At 39.5% G+C, this 18,813-nt stretch carries 23 protein-coding genes and 1 other annotated feature; of the genes, 17 read left to right on the top strand and 6 right to left on the bottom strand.

The genetic code is table 11. The annotated features are described in order from the left end of the window. The first annotated feature begins 44 nt into the window (after positions 1–44). The 10 genes from lipA to CKV70_RS09240 all read left to right on the top strand — a co-directional run bounded on the left by lipA (position 45) and on the right by CKV70_RS09240 (position 9,297). Positions 45–941 carry a tyrosine/lipid phosphatase LipA gene (lipA, locus tag CKV70_RS09285; protein WP_003733102.1) on the top strand — a complete coding sequence of 299 codons (897 nt, stop codon included), beginning with the start codon at positions 45–47 and terminating at the stop codon, positions 939–941. Between the two features lie 480 nt (positions 942–1,421). Next, a complete protein-coding gene (locus tag CKV70_RS09280; RefSeq protein WP_077904662.1) occupies positions 1,422–4,013 on the top strand; it encodes an Lmo1799 family Asp-Ala repeat surface protein in 2,592 nt (863 codons plus the stop codon). 71 nt (positions 4,014–4,084) lie between these two features. After that, positions 4,085–5,743 (top strand): glycoside hydrolase family protein, encoded by a 1,659-nt coding sequence (locus tag CKV70_RS09275; protein ID WP_014930977.1) that lies wholly within the window; start codon positions 4,085–4,087, stop codon positions 5,741–5,743. A gap of 102 nt (positions 5,744–5,845) precedes the next feature. Then, complete coding sequence (gene rpsP / locus CKV70_RS09270; RefSeq protein ID WP_003720111.1) at positions 5,846–6,118, top strand: 30S ribosomal protein S16; 273 nt, start codon at positions 5,846–5,848, stop codon at positions 6,116–6,118. A 16-nt stretch (positions 6,119–6,134) separates the two neighbouring features. Further along, positions 6,135–6,365, top strand: a complete 231-nt coding sequence (locus CKV70_RS09265; protein ID WP_003728421.1) for a KH domain-containing protein — start codon at positions 6,135–6,137, stop codon at positions 6,363–6,365. A 109-nt stretch (positions 6,366–6,474) separates the two neighbouring features. Beyond that, positions 6,475–7,209, top strand: coding sequence for a gamma-glutamyl-gamma-aminobutyrate hydrolase family protein (locus tag CKV70_RS09260; protein ID WP_003724051.1), 735 nt, complete (start codon positions 6,475–6,477; stop codon positions 7,207–7,209). Positions 7,210–7,236: 27 nt separating this feature from the next. Beyond that, positions 7,237–7,623 carry a YlqD family protein gene (locus CKV70_RS09255; protein WP_003724050.1) on the top strand — a complete coding sequence of 129 codons (387 nt, stop codon included), beginning with the start codon at positions 7,237–7,239 and terminating at the stop codon, positions 7,621–7,623. 9 nt (positions 7,624–7,632) lie between these two features. Beyond that, a complete protein-coding gene (rimM, locus tag CKV70_RS09250; protein WP_010989813.1) occupies positions 7,633–8,151 on the top strand; it encodes a ribosome maturation factor RimM in 519 nt (172 codons plus the stop codon). Then, complete coding sequence (gene trmD / locus CKV70_RS09245; RefSeq protein WP_003724048.1) at positions 8,151–8,888, top strand: tRNA (guanosine(37)-N1)-methyltransferase TrmD; 738 nt, start codon at positions 8,151–8,153, stop codon at positions 8,886–8,888. The genes rimM and trmD overlap by 1 nt, the downstream gene beginning before the upstream one ends. Before the next feature lie 19 nt (positions 8,889–8,907). Continuing rightward, positions 8,908–9,297: a hypothetical protein gene (locus CKV70_RS09240; RefSeq protein WP_003724047.1), complete on the top strand. Its 390-nt coding sequence runs from the start codon at positions 8,908–8,910 to the stop codon at positions 9,295–9,297. 30 nt (positions 9,298–9,327) lie between these two features. Here CKV70_RS09240 and CKV70_RS09235 read toward each other — a convergent pair whose 3' ends face one another. From CKV70_RS09235 to CKV70_RS09225, 3 genes are read right to left on the bottom strand one after another with little or no spacing between them, the layout of a single operon-like run. Next, the gene (locus tag CKV70_RS09235) at positions 9,328–10,044 is read right to left on the bottom strand and encodes an MBL fold metallo-hydrolase (protein WP_003724046.1); all 717 of its coding nucleotides are present in this window, start codon (positions 10,042–10,044) and stop codon (positions 9,328–9,330) included. Positions 10,045–10,064: 20 nt separating this feature from the next. Then, positions 10,065–10,652 carry an NAD(P)H-dependent oxidoreductase gene (locus CKV70_RS09230; protein ID WP_014600936.1) on the bottom strand — a complete coding sequence of 196 codons (588 nt, stop codon included), beginning with the start codon at positions 10,650–10,652 and terminating at the stop codon, positions 10,065–10,067. Further along, positions 10,652–11,086 carry a MerR family transcriptional regulator gene (locus CKV70_RS09225; RefSeq protein WP_003728424.1) on the bottom strand — a complete coding sequence of 145 codons (435 nt, stop codon included), beginning with the start codon at positions 11,084–11,086 and terminating at the stop codon, positions 10,652–10,654. The genes CKV70_RS09230 and CKV70_RS09225 overlap by 1 nt, the downstream gene beginning before the upstream one ends. A 207-nt stretch (positions 11,087–11,293) precedes the next feature. On the opposite strand from CKV70_RS09225, the gene rplS reads away from it, so the two are divergent. The 5 genes from rplS (at position 11,294) to rplT (ending at position 14,894) form a co-directional block, all read left to right on the top strand. Continuing rightward, a complete protein-coding gene (gene rplS, locus CKV70_RS09220; RefSeq protein WP_003728425.1) occupies positions 11,294–11,638 on the top strand; it encodes a 50S ribosomal protein L19 in 345 nt (114 codons plus the stop codon). Positions 11,639–12,454: 816 nt separating this feature from the next. After that, positions 12,455–13,345, top strand: coding sequence for a class 3 internalin InlC (gene inlC / locus CKV70_RS09210; RefSeq protein WP_010989812.1), 891 nt, complete (start codon positions 12,455–12,457; stop codon positions 13,343–13,345). 191 nt (positions 13,346–13,536) lie between these two features. Then, positions 13,537–13,675 (top strand) — a sequence feature (ribosomal protein L20 leader region). 82 nt (positions 13,676–13,757) lie between these two features. Then, positions 13,758–14,273: a translation initiation factor IF-3 gene (infC, locus tag CKV70_RS09200; protein ID WP_010958948.1), complete on the top strand. Its 516-nt coding sequence runs from the start codon at positions 13,758–13,760 to the stop codon at positions 14,271–14,273. Between the two features lie 21 nt (positions 14,274–14,294). Beyond that, positions 14,295–14,495: a 50S ribosomal protein L35 gene (rpmI, locus tag CKV70_RS09195; protein ID WP_003720098.1), complete on the top strand. Its 201-nt coding sequence runs from the start codon at positions 14,295–14,297 to the stop codon at positions 14,493–14,495. 39 nt (positions 14,496–14,534) lie between these two features. Next, entirely contained in the window at positions 14,535–14,894 is a 360-nt protein-coding gene (rplT, locus tag CKV70_RS09190; protein ID WP_003720097.1) for a 50S ribosomal protein L20, read from the top strand. A gap of 39 nt (positions 14,895–14,933) precedes the next feature. Here the strand turns inward: rplT and CKV70_RS09185 are convergent, their stop codons facing one another. Then, positions 14,934–15,689 carry an exodeoxyribonuclease III gene (locus CKV70_RS09185; protein ID WP_003723988.1) on the bottom strand — a complete coding sequence of 252 codons (756 nt, stop codon included), beginning with the start codon at positions 15,687–15,689 and terminating at the stop codon, positions 14,934–14,936. An 83-nt stretch (positions 15,690–15,772) separates the two neighbouring features. Between CKV70_RS09185 and CKV70_RS09180 the strand changes: the two genes are divergently transcribed. After that, positions 15,773–16,303: a DUF1697 domain-containing protein gene (locus tag CKV70_RS09180; RefSeq protein WP_014600935.1), complete on the top strand. Its 531-nt coding sequence runs from the start codon at positions 15,773–15,775 to the stop codon at positions 16,301–16,303. 57 nt (positions 16,304–16,360) lie between these two features. Beyond that, the gene (gene pepT / locus CKV70_RS09175; RefSeq protein ID WP_014600934.1) at positions 16,361–17,593 is read left to right on the top strand and encodes a peptidase T; all 1,233 of its coding nucleotides are present in this window, start codon (positions 16,361–16,363) and stop codon (positions 17,591–17,593) included. An 18-nt stretch (positions 17,594–17,611) separates the two neighbouring features. Here the strand turns inward: pepT and CKV70_RS09170 are convergent, their stop codons facing one another. Further along, positions 17,612–17,974: a hypothetical protein gene (locus CKV70_RS09170; protein ID WP_009925961.1), complete on the bottom strand. Its 363-nt coding sequence runs from the start codon at positions 17,972–17,974 to the stop codon at positions 17,612–17,614. A gap of 49 nt (positions 17,975–18,023) precedes the next feature. Then, positions 18,024–18,797 carry an ABC transporter ATP-binding protein gene (locus CKV70_RS09165; protein ID WP_014600933.1) on the bottom strand — a complete coding sequence of 258 codons (774 nt, stop codon included), beginning with the start codon at positions 18,795–18,797 and terminating at the stop codon, positions 18,024–18,026. Positions 18,798–18,813 lie beyond the last annotated feature (16 nt).

The following is an 18,813-nucleotide window of genomic DNA, read 5'->3' as shown; positions in this document are numbered from 1 at the left end:
CGTTGCTATAATGTACACGAAGCAATCAAAAAGGAGGAGAAAGAATGAAAAATTGGGTAAAAGTAACAGGAGCAGGGGTACTAAGCGCGACTTTACTATTAGGTGGATGCGGGGCGCAGTCAGAAGAAAAAGCAGAAGCAAATGTTAAAACCGAGCAAACACTCAAACCAGGAAGCCAAATTAAATTAGAAGGCGCTGTAAATGTCCGGGACTTAGGCGGATACAAAACAACGGATGGACTAACCATTAAGCCACATAAACTCATTAGAAGTGCCGAACTCGCTAACTTAAGTGATTCGGATAAAAAGAAACTCGTAAATACATATGATTTGTCTCATATAGTTGATTTCCGAACAAGTTCAGAAGTCGCAGCGAAACCAGATCCGAAACTCACAGATGTAGACTATACGCACGATTCTGTGATGAAAGATAATGGAACATCTACAAGCACACAAGATTTAACTGCTAGCCTAGCCAAAATGGATAATCCAGAGACATTTCTCATTAATGCTAATAAGAGCTTTATTACAGATGAAACTTCGATACAAGCCTATAAAGATTTTTTTGATATACTACTAGCAAACCAAGATGGTTCTGTTCTTTGGCACTGTACAGCTGGAAAAGACCGAGCTGGATTTGGAACCGCCCTCGTTCTTTCAGCGTTAGGTGTGGATAAAAACACGGTCATTGACGATTATATGCTGTCCAATAAATATCGTGCTGACGAAAATAAAAAAGCAATTGAAGCCGTTGCAGCAAAAACAGATAATAAAAAAGTGATTGATGGAATGACAGCCGTAATGGAAGTTCGTGAATCTTATATCAATGCAGCCTTCGATGAAATTAATGCAAAATATGGTTCGATGGACAACTTTTTAAAAGAAAAACTCGGACTAACCGATGCTAAAAAAGAACAACTAAAAAAAGCATATCTTTATTAAAAAAGTAAGCCCTTGAAAAAGGGCTATTTTTTTTGCGTACAAATAGAATCTGAAGTGAAGAACCATTTTAAAAAGATTTGTATACAATTGAAAGACAATTCATGTAAAGTTAATCTTTGTAGGTCTTAATACCCTTATAGGAACAGTCCTAAAGTTTAAATATAGGCTATAAATACGTATATTTGTGTAACTTTTAGACTAAAAGAATCGAATTGAAGTATTTTTTGGTTCTAGTACTTTTTACTTTAAATTTTAAAAATATACTATATAGTAAAGTTATCTAACGGGTTATAACAACTAGTGTTAGGTTCGAAAACGAGGGGAGGGGCATTTGGCTGAAATAGTTGGTATCTGATATTGGATAAAGGTTCAGGGGATACTTAATAGTTAGCTTATTAGGAAAACATAATTAAATACCTTTATTCTGTTTTCAGTTATTTTTCAAAATCAAGAACAATTGATTTTTAAGGGGGAAAAATGATGAAAAAACAGCGTGTAGATTACAAACGGAGATTAGACCAAAAGCGAGCGCAAAAAGCAAAATTAATTGCGGCGCTTATTACGACAACAACGATGATGGTAGCGCCTGTCACTGTGAATTACGATTCTTTTAATCACCAATTTGCCCTAAGTGGTATTCAAGCGGATGCGGCAACAATTGATTTGCTAGGGAATTCTAATTTGAATACACAGTATTCTAATGGGAAATTAGTGATTACTCTTTCTGGGAATCAGTTAGTTAGTGCTAGTGCGGTATCCACATACTATCCATATTTTGAATTGCCAAGTGAACTTTCTTCTATTTTGAGTAATCCAAATATAAGAGCAAATACGAAAATTGACTATAAAATTGCTTATTTAGGAATTGGCGGTATTGGATTATTTAATCAAGGGACAGTAAATGGAAGTAGCTCAAGCAATTTCTTTATTGATTCTAGTAGAAATGCAATTGGTGCGAAAGTAAATCACTTACTGGGAGTCGGAGTTGGTAGTGTATCTACTTTCACTTTGACAATTGATTTGCTAGCGCTTGGCGTAACTGCGCTACCTAGTGCCAATGATGGGAAATTAGACTTTGCTGCTAGAACTGGTGATGGGCTTTTAGATGTTGATTTGTTGAATAGTAATGCGGCTCGTGGGTTTATTACTACGGATGTTGGGGATGCCGATGCGGATGCTGACGCTGATGCGGATGCCGATGCGGATGCCGATGCGGATGCGGATGCCGATGCGGATGCGGATGCTGACGCCGACGCTGATGCGGATGCTGACGCGGACGCGGATGCTGACGCCGACGCGGATGCTGACGCCGACGCTGATGCGGATGCTGACGCTGATGCGGATGCGGATGCTGACGCGGATGCCGACGCGGATGCTGACGCCGATGCGGATGCTGATGCGGATGCTGATGCGGATGCTGATGCCGACGCGGATGCTGACGCGGATGCTGATGCGGATGCTGACGCGGATGCTGATGCGGATGCTGACGCGGATGCTGATGCGGATGCTGACGCGGATGCTGATGCGGATGCTGACGCGGATGCCGACGCCGATGCCGATGCGGATGCTGACGCGGATGCTGATGCCGATGCGGATGCTGACGCTGATGCTGACGCGGATGCTGACGCCGATGCGGATGCGGATGCTGACGCCGATGCCGACGCTGATGCGGATGCGGATGCTGACGCCGATGCGGATGCTGACGCCGATGCCGACGCTGATGCGGATGCTGATGCCGACGCCGATGCGGACGCCGATGCGGATGCGGATGCGGATGCCGATGCGGATGCTGACGCGGATGCCGACGCTGATGCGGATGCTGACGCGGATGCTGACGCCGATGCGGATGCGGATGCGGATGCTGACGCGGATGCCGACGCTGATGCGGATGCCGATGCGGATGCTGATGCGGATGCGGATGCCGACGCTGATGCCGACGCTGATGCTGACGCCGATGCGGATGCGGATGCCGACGCCGATGCCGACGCTGATGCGGATGCGGATGCCGATGCGGATGCGGATGCTGACGCGGATGCCGACGCAGATGCTGACGCGGATGCGGACGCCGATGCCGATGCTGACGCGGATGCTGACGCCGATGCCGACGCTGATGCCGACGCGGATGCTGACGCTGATGCGGATGCCGACGCTGATGCGGATGCGGATGCTGACGCCGATGCTGACGCGGATGCCGACGCTGACGCGGATGCTGACGCGGATGCTGATGCGGATGCCGATGCGGATGCTGACGCGGATGCCGATGCGGATGCTGATGCGGATGCGGATGCCGACGCTGATGCGGATGCGGATGCTGACGCGGATGCAGATGCGGATGCGGACGCGGATGCAGATGCGGATGCTGACGCTGATGCCGATGCGGATGCCGACGCGGATGCCGATGTAGACATTGACTGGAGAGATTTCCTAGTTGAAAAACCAACTGTAAATCCAATATATGAAGGAACTAAAACAATTTCGGGTTCCTCAATTTATAAAAACATGAACATCAATGCCCTTCTGAAATCATTGCAATCAGATGCACCTGTTGGAACAACTTTCTATATTAATTTGACTCTTCCAGATGGTACTGTAATTGGAAATGTCTTAATCCATGCAGATGGAACCTATACAATCAATATTCCTAATTATAATTTGAAAGCTGGAGATGTTATTCATCTTCAAGTAACAGCTAAATACGGCGATGAAGTAAAAACAAGTGATGATGTATCCGTAACAGTTCTGCCTTTAGTAGACTCAGACGCTGATGCGGATGCGGATGCTGACGCTGATGCCGATGCTGATGCTGACGCTGATGCGGATGGTGGACCAAATCCTTCTACCAATGGAGGAACTACTGGAACTTCTAACGGAGGAACTGGCGTAACCGTTACAAACATGAGCTCAAATGGTTCAGGAACAATGCTTTCCTCAGGTTATAGCGCGGATGGAACTACTTCTATCTCAGCAAGTGATCTCCCATCAACTGGAGATACAAACAGTAGTCTTCCGTGGGTTGGGCTTGGATTATTCTCACTAGCAGGCGCGTTTTTACTACGTCTTTTCCGTAAATAGAGCCACAATACAACGATTCCCTGTCGCTAAGAAAATTTAGCGGCAGGGAAATTATAAAAGGAGTGGTACATATGCCTTGGAGAGGTATATTAGATGAACTTGAAAATAAAATTATTGATCAATTGACAGAAGCAGAAGAGCACGCCACTTATAACGGGAAATGGCACGGTTTTCTAACCATCGTATATAAAAATAAACGAGCTACAGTAATAAACTTTAGCTATCTTTGCCTAGCAAATTTAATCAATGAAATGAAAAAAAGTGCAATAAAAAACCAAACCGAAGAGGCGATTTCTTTTAAAATAGATGTAGCCGTGGATTATCAACTTGAAAATTTAGGAGAATGGAATAAAAAAGCTTTAAAAACGAAGAAAAATTATTATAGAAGAGGCATTGCCTTAAATGAAAATTTTAAAATAGCTTTAATGGAACAAGAAATTAATGCGAACGCTATCCTTCTACCAGGTGATGAAGGTTTAGCTATCAACGTTGAAAATATGAATAGATATTTAATCCAAACAAATAAAAATCAAGCTCAATTAAACTTAACCGTAGATTCCACCATTGTCACATTTAATACAGTAGGATGGTTTTTTGATGGAAAGAAAATTTATGATTTAGAAACAAGCGAGCTTGAGCATGGTCGTAGAAATACCAAACAAGTAACCCCAGATGCAGTTTTTGAACTAGTTGGAAACGCTGGGAATTATTTAGCGAGTCAAGTAAATCAAACGGGCGAATTCAACTACGGCTGGTTTGCTTGCTTTGATAAAAAAATTAAACACTATAATAGTTTACGCCACGCAAGTACAACTTATTCGATGTTAGAAGCATACGAATTAACAGGCGATAAAACAATTTTAGAAGCAGCTACAAGCGCTTTAACTTATTTAGAGCAAAATTTTATTTATGAAAAAGACGATTTAGCTTTTCTAATTGAACCAGAGTTGCGTGAAGTTAAATTAGGCGGTTCAGCGGCGACATTGCTTGCTTTAACTAAATATATGAAAATCACTGGAACTAAAACCTATTTGCCACTATCCCGGAAAATTGCGAATACGATTCTTTCCCTACAAGAAGAAGACGGGAAGTTCACGCATGTGTTGGAATACCCCTCTTTAGAAGTAAAAGATATTTTCCGGATTATTTATTACGACGGAGAAGCTGTGTTTGGCTTGCTGCGCTTATATGAAATCGACCGTGATTCCAAATGGCTGGAGGCAGCGGCAAAATCCTTTGATCATTTTATTCGCGATGACTATTGGCAAAATCATGATCACTGGCTGAGCTACTGCGCCAATGAAATCACAAAATACATTCCGGATGAGGCATACTACGAATTCGGATTGAAAAATGCTTTCGACAATCTACTATTTATTTACGAACGCGAAACGACTTTTCCAACTTTTTTAGAGCTTACTGTCGCTACAAAAGAGATGTCGCTGCGGATGAAAGCAGAAGGCCTAGAAGGGTTACTTCGCGACTATCCACTAGATGAACTGGAAAAGACTATTACCAAGCGCGCATTATATCAGTTAAATGGTTATTTTTATCCAGAGCTAGCAATCTACTACAAAAATCCAGCGCGAATAGACGGCAGTTTCTTCATTCGTCACCAGTCTTTCCGCGTCAGAATTGACGATGTAGAGCATAATATTTCTGGATATGTGCGCTATTACCATCTTCTAAAACAAGGAAAACTAAGCAATGAAGCCGAAACCGTCAAATAAAAAGAAAAAAATATCCTCTGTAAAGAAAAAACACTTTACAAACAAATCCTTTACTGGTAATATATATACTTGTGTAAGACTTTATGGAGGTGTAATTAAACTATGGCAGTTAAAATTCGTTTAAAACGTATTGGTTCTAAAAAGAAACCTTTCTACCGTATTGTAGTCGCTGATTCTCGTTTCCCACGTGATGGCCGTTCAATCGAAACTATTGGTACTTATAATCCATTACTTGATCCGGTTGAAGTGAAAATCGACGAAGAAGCAACTTTGAAATGGATGCATAATGGTGCAAAACCATCTGATACAGTTCGCAATCTTCTTAGCCGCGAAGGTATCATGGAAAAATTCCATAACCAAAAATTAGGTAAATAAGGAGGTCTCGGCGCGAATGGAAGAACTCATTCTCTCAATCGTGAAACCCCTTGTTGACCACCCGGAAGACGTTGTTATCACGCCGGAAGAAACGGATACATCGTTAACCTACAAATTGTCTGTCAGTAAAGAAGACATGGGACGCGTGATTGGTAAGCAAGGTCGTATTGCGAAAGCGATTCGTACTCTTGTCTACGCAGTTGGCTCCAAAAACGATAAGAAGATTCGTCTTGAAATTATCGAATAACAAAAACTCGTCAATTTGGCGAGTTTTTTTATAACTTTTTTTAACAATCATCAGAGAAGCAATTACCTCACTAAATGTTGTAAAATAGAATAGAAATGGAGGAATTGTGATGAAGCCAGTTATTGGAATTACAGGAAACAGATTAGTAAAAGGAGTGGACGTTTTTTACGGACACCGTGTAACCTATACGCAACAGCGATATGTAGATGCGATTCAAAAAGTTGGCGGATTTCCTATCGCTTTACCAATAGATGACCCGTCTGTTGCCGTTCAAGCAATTTCTCTCGTGGATGGTTTGCTGTTAACCGGTGGACAAGACATTACGCCACAATTTTATTTAGAAGAACCATCCCAAGAAATCGGCGCTTATTTTCCACCGCGGGACAGCTATGAAATCGCCTTAGTTCGAGCAGCCCTAGACGCTGGAAAACCTATTTTCGCAATCTGCCGTGGGATGCAGCTAGTCAACGTGGCGCTAGGTGGCTCGTTGTATCAAGATATTAGCCAAGTCGAAACGAAAGCTTTACAACACTTACAGCGCGTCGATGAACAACTCGGCTCCCATACAATTGATATCGAACCAACGAGCGAACTCGCAAAACACCATCCAAATAAAAAATTAGTCAACTCGCTGCATCACCAATTTATCAAAAAATTAGCACCTAGTTTCAAAGTAACAGCACGCACTGCCGATGGAATGATTGAAGCAGTCGAAGGGGACAATTTGCCAAGTTGGTATTTGGGTGTTCAGTGGCACCCGGAATTAATGTTCCAAACAGATCCGGAAAGTAAACAATTATTCCAGGCATTAGTAGATGAATCCAAAAAAAATATGGTAAAATAAGGACATAATCGCTAGTGGAGGTGTCCAGTGGAAATCATCCAAAAAGTTGTCGTCAAACAAATTCTAACCGAAGCAAGTAAACAAGAATTAATCGAGTATTATACCGAGCAAAAACGACAAATTGAACAAGAATGCGATCAGTTGCATTTTGAACAAAAGAAAATGGAACGAAAAAGCAAATTTCAACCTGAACGAGTGGCCGATTACTTTACCCACGAACTCGACCTGCGCCGAGAAAAGAAAAAACTAATTCAGTTTCAAATGGAACAATTAGAAGTCCTTGAACTTGGCAGTGAAATTCGCGAGCGAGAAATGGAAACAATTATTGATGTACAAGTAGGAGACAAGTGGGATAAATCCATTTTTGATAAAACCATTGTTGTGAAAGATGGAATCATAGTAGAAATACGCTAGAGGTGACTTATGGAGAAAATGTATAATGTAGGAAAAATTGTTAATACCCATGGCTTAATCGGTGAAATTCGCGTTATCGCAACGACCGATTTTCCAGAAGAACGATTCCAAGTAGGGAATACCGTGTACTTATTCGAAAAAAACAGCAAAAAGCCTGAAAAACTAATCATTCGCTCACACCGCAAACATAAGAACTTTGATTTGCTGATGTTTGAAGGATTCACTGGAATTCATCAAGTGGAACGTATGAAAGAAGGCGTACTTAAAATCAAAGAAACGCAACTAACTAATTTAGAGGAAAACGAATTTTACTTTCATGAAATCATTGGTTGTACGGTTGTGACGACTGACGGCGAAGAGCTTGGCGAAATCACAGAAATCCTAACACCAGGCGCCAATGACGTTTGGGTCGTAAAAGGCGCAGACAAAAAAGAAAAACTGATTCCATATATTGCTGATGTAGTCAAAGAAATCAATATCGACGACCAAAAAATTACCATCGAAGTAATGGAAGGGCTGCTAGATTAATGAAAATTGACATTCTATCCATTTTCCCAGATATGTTTTCGGGAGTGACCGGGAATTCCATTATAAAAAAAGCCATCGAAAACGAGCGTGTCGCGGTTGAAGTGACTGATTTCAGGGAATATGCAGAAGGAAAGCATCATATTGTCGATGACTATCCTTACGGTGGCGGAGCAGGTATGCTACTCAAAGCGCAACCGATATTTGATGCCGTTCAAGCTGTCAAAGAAAAACAGCCAGAAACAAAGCCAAGAGTTATTTTAATGGACCCAGCTGGCAAACGCTTCAACCAAAAAATGGCAGAAGAATTTGCCGAAGAAGAGCATCTTGTTTTTATTTGTGGACACTATGAAGGTTACGATGAACGAATTCGCGAACACCTTGTTACTGATGAAGTTTCGATAGGAGATTACATTTTAACTGGTGGCGAAATTGGTGCAATGATTGTAATGGATAGCGTTATTCGCCTTTTACCAGGTGTACTTGGTAATAAAGATTCTGCGGTAACGGATTCGTTCTCAACTGGATTGCTCGAACATCCACACTACACGCGACCAGCCGATTTTAGAGGTATGAAAGTGCCAGATATTTTACTCAGCGGAAATCATGCATGGATAGAAGAATGGCGCGACAAAGAATCACTCAAAAGAACCTACGAACGCCGCCCAGATTTACTAAAAAACTATCCCTTGACAGACAAGCAAAAAACTTGGCTCAAAGAATGGTCTGACAGTAAATAATAAAAGGACGTGATTTTACATGGCAATTTTTGGAACACCTGATGAAAAAGAAACCAAAAAATCCGAGCGTCAAAAAGAACGAGAAGCCTATGTGCAGGAAGAAAATGACCAAAAACGAATTGGTCAAAGATGGCAAGATATTCAAGTTTCTACTGGACCGATTAATGTAAACCATGATATCCTAACGGTTGTTTTTGCCAAAAGCGTTCGCCCAAGAATCAAAAGCGATCCAGAAGCATACTTAGAAACAGTAGGCTTTGAAAATTTACTACAGGAATTACAAAAGAAAGCTTTAGATGCAGGCGGTAATGGCTTAATTCACTGTTCGTTTACCGAGCAATTCGTCGATGGCCTCGTATACCAATTGGCATATGGGACAGCCGTAAACATCAAAATTACCCGATTCTAAAAAAAGACTAGAAAACCAGCACCTGGTTTTCTAGTCTTTTTCATTTGTTACTTGTTCCTTTGCTCGCTTTAGTACATTTGTTAAGTCAAAATCAGCGATCGCTTTCACTGGCCCGTGTCCACAAGCAATCTCCGTCACATCGAAAAGCTGTAAATTTTCAGCCGATGCAATACTCGTTGGAAGATCCCAAGAGCCCATCGCTGGAAAAGGGAACAACCATCGCTTCTCCCCACAAATAGCCGCTCCTCCACGTGTTTGAAATAAATCTCCTACAAACAAATGGCCATTACGCTCATCAAAAAAGGAAATTGAGCCAGGTGTATGTCCCGGTGTATCGATAATTAGCAGGGAGCCAACCATATCACCATCTTTTAAAATCTGATCAATTCTCACTGGAAGCCTGTCTGAATAACTACCTTTTAATGGCTTCTGTGCTTCAAAAGCATAAATTTCTTTCGTTTCCACAAGCAATTTTTCTCTACTTCCAATCATCACAAGCGCTTCTGGAAAAGCGGCTTTCACTGCAATTAAACCACCAATATGGTCACCATGCGCATGCGTTAATAAAATCCGTTTTAACGGTGATTTTAATTTATGGATAAGTGAAATGATTCCTTTCGCATGCGCTAAAATCCCAGTATCAATCAACGTTAAGCCATCTCTTTCTAAAACCAAGTAACAATTCACAGGAAAAAGGTGCGGAAAGGTCGTTATTTGCCAATATGAATGCTTGGCAGTAATTTTCATACAATAACCTTCTTTCTAAATTACTTTTTTAGCAAGAATTGAATATCTTTTTTTGCTGCATGAGTAACTTTTTTATTATAGTAGTTATCGGTTCTTCTAATAGAAAGATCTAGTCGATCAATCGAAGTGACCTTCACTGAAAACACGCCGCTCATCCATAAAGGATAGCGTAAGGCAGTAAGTGCTGGACGACCGAAAAGACGATGCTGTATTTCCATTCCGCCAATCGTATAAATCAACCGCGCTCGTTTTTTTCGCCAAGGTCCAGTAAGGAAATATTTTTTATCTTTAAAACTATAGCTCTCCCCACGCCAAAATAAATGATCAATGACACCTTTCAAGACAGCCGGAACGTTAAACCACCAAACTGGATAAGAAAATAGAAGTAAATCAGCGGAATGAACATCATTTTTAAGCGCAATTATTTCAGGTGTCTGCTCAGTACGATAGCCTTCAGGTAAATTAGGGTCAAAAGCTAATTCGCGAATATCATAGATTTTCACTTCGATTGTTGGGTGTTCTTGAAAAAATGCCAAATACTTCTGAAATAAATCCCTTGATGTACCTTTTTCTCGTGGATCACCAATAATTGCCACAACCTTAGCCATTAGAATCCATCCTTTCTGATGTCAGTGAAAATATGTTCGACAAAAGTGTTAACATCTTTTTGGACAGTGCTGTAATCTTGGACCTCGTCAATTTGCGGCAATTCTTCTAAAAGAGCAGCGATTTTCGTATAATGCGCAATCGTCTGTTTGATTTCCGCGGCTTTAAGCGCAAGTAACTCTTTTGATGCCGTATTACAAGCAACAGAAGGCTCGCTTCTCAACCATTCCATCATCAATTTTATTTCAGAAAGAGAAAATCGGGCATATTTCATTACTAAAATAAACTTTAATTCTAATAGATGTTCCGTGTTATACACACGATACCCGTTTTCCAGCCGATTAGGTACAATTATTTTGTTTTTTTCATAATATCGTAATGTATCCGCTGAAATCCCCACATAAGCAGCCATTTCTTTTACCGTCCATTGTTCCATATCTGACACCTCCATTTGATATACTAAAGGTAACATTAAACCATACTCCAAGGTCAAGCTTTTTTATCAAAGAAAAAGTAAGAAAAAAACTTTACAGCGAAACTAGTTTATGGTAACCTAAATAAGGTGACTGGAGAGACCAGTCTGATAACGATATTCCGCTTCATTATTAATATGAATGAATGTTTGTTGGAAGGAGAGAAAAACATGAACAAACTGATTGATGAAATCACAAAAAGTCAACTAAACCCAGATGTTCCAAATTTCCGTCCGGGTGATACTGTACGTGTACATGCGAAAGTAGTCGAAGGTACTCGCGAACGTATCCAATTATTCGAAGGCGTTGTAATCAAACGTCGCGGAGCTGGAATCAGCGAAACTTTCACTGTTCGTAAAATTTCTAACAGTGTTGGCGTGGAACGTACTTTCCCAGTACATACTCCACGTATCGCAAAATTAGAAGTTATCCGTCGTGGTAAAGTACGTCGTGCGAAACTTTACTATCTACGTAACCTACGTGGTAAAGCGGCTCGTATTAAAGAAATTCGTTAATCATTTAACGGCTGAAACCCTTGAGAAATCAAGGGTTTTTGTTTTATTTGGAATTAGAATGCTAAATTGCGAAATTTTTACCTTTCGTTTTTACTTACAAAAGTGGAGATGTTCCAATCGGGAAAATAGTTTTGTCAAACCATTATACAATTAATAATAATGGGCTAGCTATACGTTACACTTCGAAGCTGGGGACTTGGGGTACTGCGGCATAGAAAGTAGATTCCGCTAAAACTAAAACGACAGATAAATATGCGCAGAAAGTTGGGTATGACTTAAATGGCGCGGGATGGTATACTATACAAGCGTATGGTTCAAAAAGATACTTTGAATTAAGAAGTACAATAAAGTTAACTTCATTAGACAAAAAGAAAAAACAAGGAAGAATAGTACATAGTTATAAATACTTGGAGAGTGAGGTGTAATATGGGGGCAGCTGATTTTTGGGGTTTCATATATGTAGTTTCAAGATTAGCCATTGTTGCGGCAGTAGTTTACTTCTTATACTTATTGAGAAAAATTGCAAATAAATAGAAAAAAAGCCTTGTCAAACGAGGCTTTTTTTATGCAAAAAATACGACGAATGAAGCCATGTGAGACAATTTGGAATAGCAGACAACAAGGAAGGTAGAACATGTTTTGGAAAATTTACTGATTTTCGATTATTATTAACGCTTGTTAATTTAAACATCTCTTATTTTTGCTAACATATAAGTATACAAAGGGACATAAAAAGGTTAACAGCGTTTGTTAAATAGGAAGTATATGAAAATCCTCTTTTGTGTTTCTAAATTTATTTTTAAGGAGTGGAGAATGTTGAAAAAAAATAATTGGTTACAAAATGCAGTAATAGCAATGCTAGTGTTAATTGTAGGTCTGTGCATTAATATGGGTTCTGGAACAAAAGTACAAGCTGAGAGTATTCAACGACCAACGCCTATTAACCAAGTTTTTCCAGATCCCGGCCTAGCGAATGCAGTGAAACAAAATTTAGGGAAGCAAAGTGTTACAGACCTTGTATCACAAAAGGAACTATCTGGAGTACAAAATTTCAATGGAGATAATAGCAACATTCAATCTCTTGCGGGAATGCAATTTTTCACTAATTTAAAAGAACTTCATCTATCCCATAATCAAATAAGTGACCTTAGTCCTTTAAAGGATCTAACTAAGTTAGAAGAGCTATCTGTGAATAGAAACAGACTGAAAAATTTAAACGGAATTCCAAGTGCTTGTTTATCTCGCTTGTTTTTAGATAACAACGAACTCAGAGATACTGATTCGCTTATTCATTTGAAAAATCTAGAAATCTTATCTATTCGTAATAATAAGCTAAAAAGTATTGTGATGCTTGGTTTTTTATCAAAACTAGAGGTATTAGATTTGCATGGTAATGAAATAACAAATACAGGTGGACTAACTAGATTGAAGAAAGTTAACTGGATAGATTTAACTGGTCAGAAATGTGTGAATGAACCAGTAAAATACCAACCAGAATTGTATATAACAAATACTGTCAAAGACCCAGATGGAAGATGGATATCTCCATATTACATCAGTAATGGTGGGAGTTATGTAGATGGTTGTGTCCTGTGGGAATTGCCAGTTTATACAGATGAAGTAAGCTATAAGTTTAGCGAATATATAAACGTTGGGGAGACTGAGGCTATATTTGATGGAACAGTTACACAACCTATCAAGAATTAGGACTTGTGCACACCTGTATACTTTGAGCTCTCGTATAATCATGAGAGCTTTTTAAATATGTAAGTCTTAATTATCTCTTGACAAAAAGAACGTTTATTCGTATAAGGTTACCAAGAGATGAAGAAACTATTTTATTTACAATTCACCTTGACACCAAAAACTCCATATGATATAGTAAATAAGGTTATTAAACAAGAAAGAAGAAGCAACCCGCTTCTCGCCTCGTTAACACGAACGTTTTCAGGCAAAAAATTCAAACTTTCGTCGCGTAGCTTACGCGATTTTGAATGTGCGGGATTGCTGAAAAGCAGCCCGTTTTTTTATGGCCTCCGAACGAATGAGTTAGCAGGCCGCAGATTTGAACAGCTATTTTCTATCTTGTTGTAACAAAATTAAGTGGAGGTGGCTCACCATTAGCAAAGACATGTTGGTAAACGATGGGATTCGTGCACGTGAAGTAAGATTGATCGACCAAGACGGTGAACAATTAGGCGTGAAGAGTAAAATCGATGCGCTTCAAATTGCTGAAAAGGCTAATCTTGATCTAGTGCTTGTTGCTCCAACAGCGAAACCGCCAGTAGCTCGTATCATGGACTACGGTAAATTCCGTTTTGAACAACAGAAGAAAGATAAAGAAGCCCGTAAGAACCAAAAAGTCATCGTGATGAAAGAAGTTCGTTTAAGTCCAACGATTGACGAACATGACTTCGATACGAAGCTACGTAATGCACGTAAATTCCTTGAAAAAGGCGATAAAGTAAAATGCTCTATCCGTTTTAAAGGCCGTGCCATTACACACAAAGAAATCGGTCAGAAGGTGCTTGACCGTTTTGCAAAAGCGTGCGAAGACCTTTGTACAATTGAGCAAAGACCAAAAATGGACGGACGTTCGATGTTCTTAGTCCTAGCACCACTTCATGAAAAGTAAAGTTTTGAGGAGGAAAAATTCATGCCAAAAATGAAAACCCACCGCGGTTCCGCTAAACGTTTCAAGAGAACAGGATCTGGAAAATTAAAACGCAGACACGGCTTCACTAGCCATATGTTCGCTAACAAATCCCAAAAACAAAAACGTAAATTGCGTAAATCAGCAATGGTATCAGCTGGCGACTTCAAACGTATTCGTCAAATGGTCGCTAAAATGAAATAAGAGAAACAACATTTTTGTAAATTCTAGGAGGTAGACAATATGCCACGCGTAAAAGGCGGAACAGTAACACGCAAACGTCGTAAAAAGATAGTTAAATTAGCCAAAGGGTATTACGGCTCTAAACATTTATTATTCAAAGTAGCTAACCAAGCGGTAATGAAATCTTACCAATATGCTTATAGAGATCGTCGTCAAAAGAAACGTGATTTCCGTAGATTATGGATCGCACGTATCAATGCGGCAGCTCGTATGCAAGATCTTTCTTACAGCAAATTAATGCACGGCTTAAAATTAGCTGGTATTGATATTAACCGTAAAATGCTTGCAGACTTAGCAGTTAATGATATCGCATCATTCAACACACTTGCTGATTCAGCAAAAAAAGCATTAGCTAAATAATTCAAAAATCCTCACTCTTTGGAGTGAGGATTTTTTATGTTATAAATTAAGTTCTAGCTCAACTGGACAATGATCCGAACCAAGCACATCCGCATGAATTTTGGCATCCACTAATTTATCTTTCAAACGCTCCGAAACAACAAAATAATCAATCCGCCAACCAGTATTCCTAGCACGCGCGTTCATTCGGTAAGACCACCAAGAATAAGCATCGGTCAAATCTGGATAAAAATAACGGAAACTATCAATAAATCCAGCGTCTAAAAATGCAGAAAATTTCGCGCGTTCCTCATCTGAGAATCCGGCATTTTTACGATTTGTCTTCGGGTTTTTTAAATCAATTTCCTCATGCGCAACATTCAAATCGCCACAAAGCACAACAGGTTTTGTTTTATCTAGGTTCTTTACATATTCCAAAATCGCATCCTCAAACGTCATTCGGTAATCTAGTCGTTTCAACTCCGCTTGCGAATTCGGGGTGTAAACCGTTACCATAAAGAATTCCTCAAATTCAAGTGTGATAACCCGGCCTTCTGTATCATGCTCTGGAATACCTAAACCATATTGAACCGATAACGGCTCCACTTTTGTAAAAATCGCAGTACCTGAATAACCTTTTTTCACCGCATAATTCCAGTAATCTTTATATGCAGGTAAATCCAGTTCAATTTGTCCTTCTTGCAATTTCGTCTCTTGCAAACAGAAAATATCTGCATCTACTTCTTCAAAATACTCCAAAAAGCCTTTTTTTACAGCTGCTCGAAGTCCATTTACATTCCAAGAAATTAATCTCACCTAAAAAACCTCCCATCACTAATAGTCCTATTATAACGTAATTCACATGCTATAATGTAGTTAAACGATTGGGAGGGAAATAGATGGGAAATTACGTCGCTTTACTAAGAGCGGTAAACGTTGCTGGAAAAAATAAAGTGAACATGAAAAACTTAAAAGGGGTTTTAGAAGAAGAGGGATTCCAAAACGTAGTAACTTATATCCAAAGTGGGAACCTCGTACTAAGTTCTATTTTACAAACAGAAACAGAAGTAGCGGCGAAAATAACGGAAGTAATCAAAGCGATATGTGAACTAACTATTGATGTATTCGTATTTTCAGAAAAAAATTATAAGCAAATCATCGCAAACAATCCATTTCCGCCAGAAACAATTGGCGAAGAAGAACGCTGGATGGCTGCTTTTTATAATGAAAATATTGATATCCCAAGACAAAAAAACGACCAAGCCGAAGTAATCGCAATTGGCCGCGTCCTTTATGTCCATGTTTTCTCCAACCAAATCCACACCTTAAAATTACCAGTTTTCCTTGGTCAATATAAAATGGCCCTGACGACAACGCGGAATTGGCGAACGACGCTTCAATTAAAAACACTACTCGACAGTCAGGAATAGAATTTTTCGAAAATCAAGTTTATAATGAAAAAGAATCAATTTAAGGGAGTGGTCGGAATGAAAGAAGAACTATTAAAACGATTTACAAAATATGTAAAAGTAGATACTCAATCGAATGAAGAAAGCACAGTTTGTCCAACAACCCCAGGTCAAATGGAACTGGCAAACATTCTCGTTACAGAACTAAAAGAAATCGGAATGCAAGAAGTCACTGTTGACGAATTTGGTTATGTCATGGCAACACTTCCATCTAATTCAACGAAAGAAGTCCCAGTAATCGGATTTTTAGCCCATTTAGATACAGCAACAGATTTAACAGGTAAAAACGTCCAACCACAAGTTCACGAAAATTATGATGGTAAAGATATCATTCTAAACAAAGACTTAAATGTAGTGCTTTCACCAAAACAATTTCCAGAACTAGCTGGGTACAAAGGGAAAACACTAATCACAACTGACGGAACAACGCTACTTGGCGCAGACGACAAAGCTGGCATTACCGAAATTATGGTGGCAATGAACCATTTAATTAACCATCCCGAAATCAAACACGGTAAAATTCGTATTGCTTTTACACCAGATGAAGAAATCGGCCGAGGCCCAGAACGTTTTGATGTAGAAGCATTTGGCGCAAAATATGCTTATACAATGGATGGTGGCCCACTTGGCGAACTCGAATATGAAAGTTTTAACGCGGCTTCTGCCAAAATCACTTTTAAAGGTAATAGTGTTCACCCTGGTACAGCCAAAAACAAAATGGTTAATGCTGTTAAAATGGCGATGGAATTCGATGCGCGTATTCCAAAAGACGAAGCACCAGAGTACACAGAAGATTACGAAGGCTTTTATCATTTAATCTCCCTAAACGGCGACGTAGAACAAGCCAGATCCTACTATATTATCCGCGACTTCGATCACTTGAAATTTGTGGAAAGAAAAACACATATTGCTAGTATCGCTAAAGAGTTAGAAGAAAAATACGGCGAAGGATCGGTAGAATTAAAACTGAACGATCAATATTACAATATGCGCGAAAAAATCGAACCAGTAAAAGAAATTGTGGATATCGTCAGTGCGGCGATGAGAAATCTAGACATTGAACCGAAAATCAGTCCAATTCGCGGCGGGACAGATGGTGCTCAACTTTCATACAAAGGACTACCAACGCCGAATATTTTTGGTGGAGGAGAGAACTTCCACGGTAAATTTGAATATGTTGCATTAGAAAGTATGGTTAAAGCAACAGAAGTAATCATTGAAGTGGCTCGTTTGTTTGAAGAAAAAGAATAATAAAAAAGTGAGTCTAGTTCATCCTAGACTCACTTTTTCTATGCGCTCATTTACCCTAGCAGCAAATAGTTTAGCTTCGCCGTTTGCTACTAGTAATGTATAGCTTTCTTTATTATTAAGATGTAAAATCAATTTTTTCGTCATGGAAAGGATACTCACTTTTTGTTCTAAACTGTCTATCATTTCATAAGCGAATTTCTTTAGTAAATAGACATCTTCATTTTCTAAGTAAAAAATCAGTGCATTCTCATTCGAAATCCAAAGCCCTGTTAAATCCATCCATTCGTCTTCCATTTCATAAGCAAATGAACCATAAATCAGACTAGTATCCATCCCGAGAAGCTCACGGACACCTGCTTTTGCAATCATCGTTTCATACAAAATTTTTCGCCCCTCTACATACGCATTTTTCGTATTCTAACTATACCACTTACTTCGGATAGACTGCAATGGAGCCATCTTTTATCCGAATTAATTCGACCGGCTTTTGATAAAAATCTTGAAGGACTTCCTCTGTTAAAAGTTTTTCTGTTTTTCCGTGATGAGTTATTTCCCCGTCACGCAGTAAAATGATATTATCGAAGCAGGGAAGAATTTCTTCCGTATGATGCGTAACAAAGAGCATCGTTGGTGATTCAGGAAGTTCTGCAATTTTCTTAATTCTTTCTAACAAACGATTCTTTGCAAATAAATCAAGCCCGTTACAAGGCTCATCTAAAATAAGTAACTTAGGACTGGCCATTAAAGCACGTGCAATTAAAACAATTTGACGCTCACCTTGCGATAAAATTTTATACGGCTTTCCAATAAGTGAGATACCACCACAATCAGTAAGCAGCTTTTTCGCTTGGTCAATCTCCGCAGTAGTGATTTTTTCGTAAATACCAATACTTGCAAATTTTCCACTAAGTACAATTTGCTCGCTTAACTCATAATCTTTCAGCTGATGGTCAAGCGCATTACTAACCCAACCAATCGATTTACGTAACTCCGGCAAAGAGGTCTTCCCAAAAATATGCCCAAGTACTTGAAGATTGCCACTGCTAGGCCAAAGATACCCATTTAAAAGTTGCAACAAAGTTGTTTTTCCAGAACCGTTAAGTCCGAGTATTGCCCAGTTTTCCTTATCATTAACCACCCAATTAATATCCGACAAAATCATTTTATTATCGCGCTTTAAATAAACGTTCTTAAAAGCAAACATCGAATACTCATTTCCA

It is taken from the genome of Listeria monocytogenes (genome assembly GCF_900187225.1).
Classification (GTDB): domain Bacteria; phylum Bacillota; class Bacilli; order Lactobacillales; family Listeriaceae; genus Listeria; species Listeria monocytogenes.
This window is presented reverse-complemented; position numbering and strand designations above follow the sequence as displayed.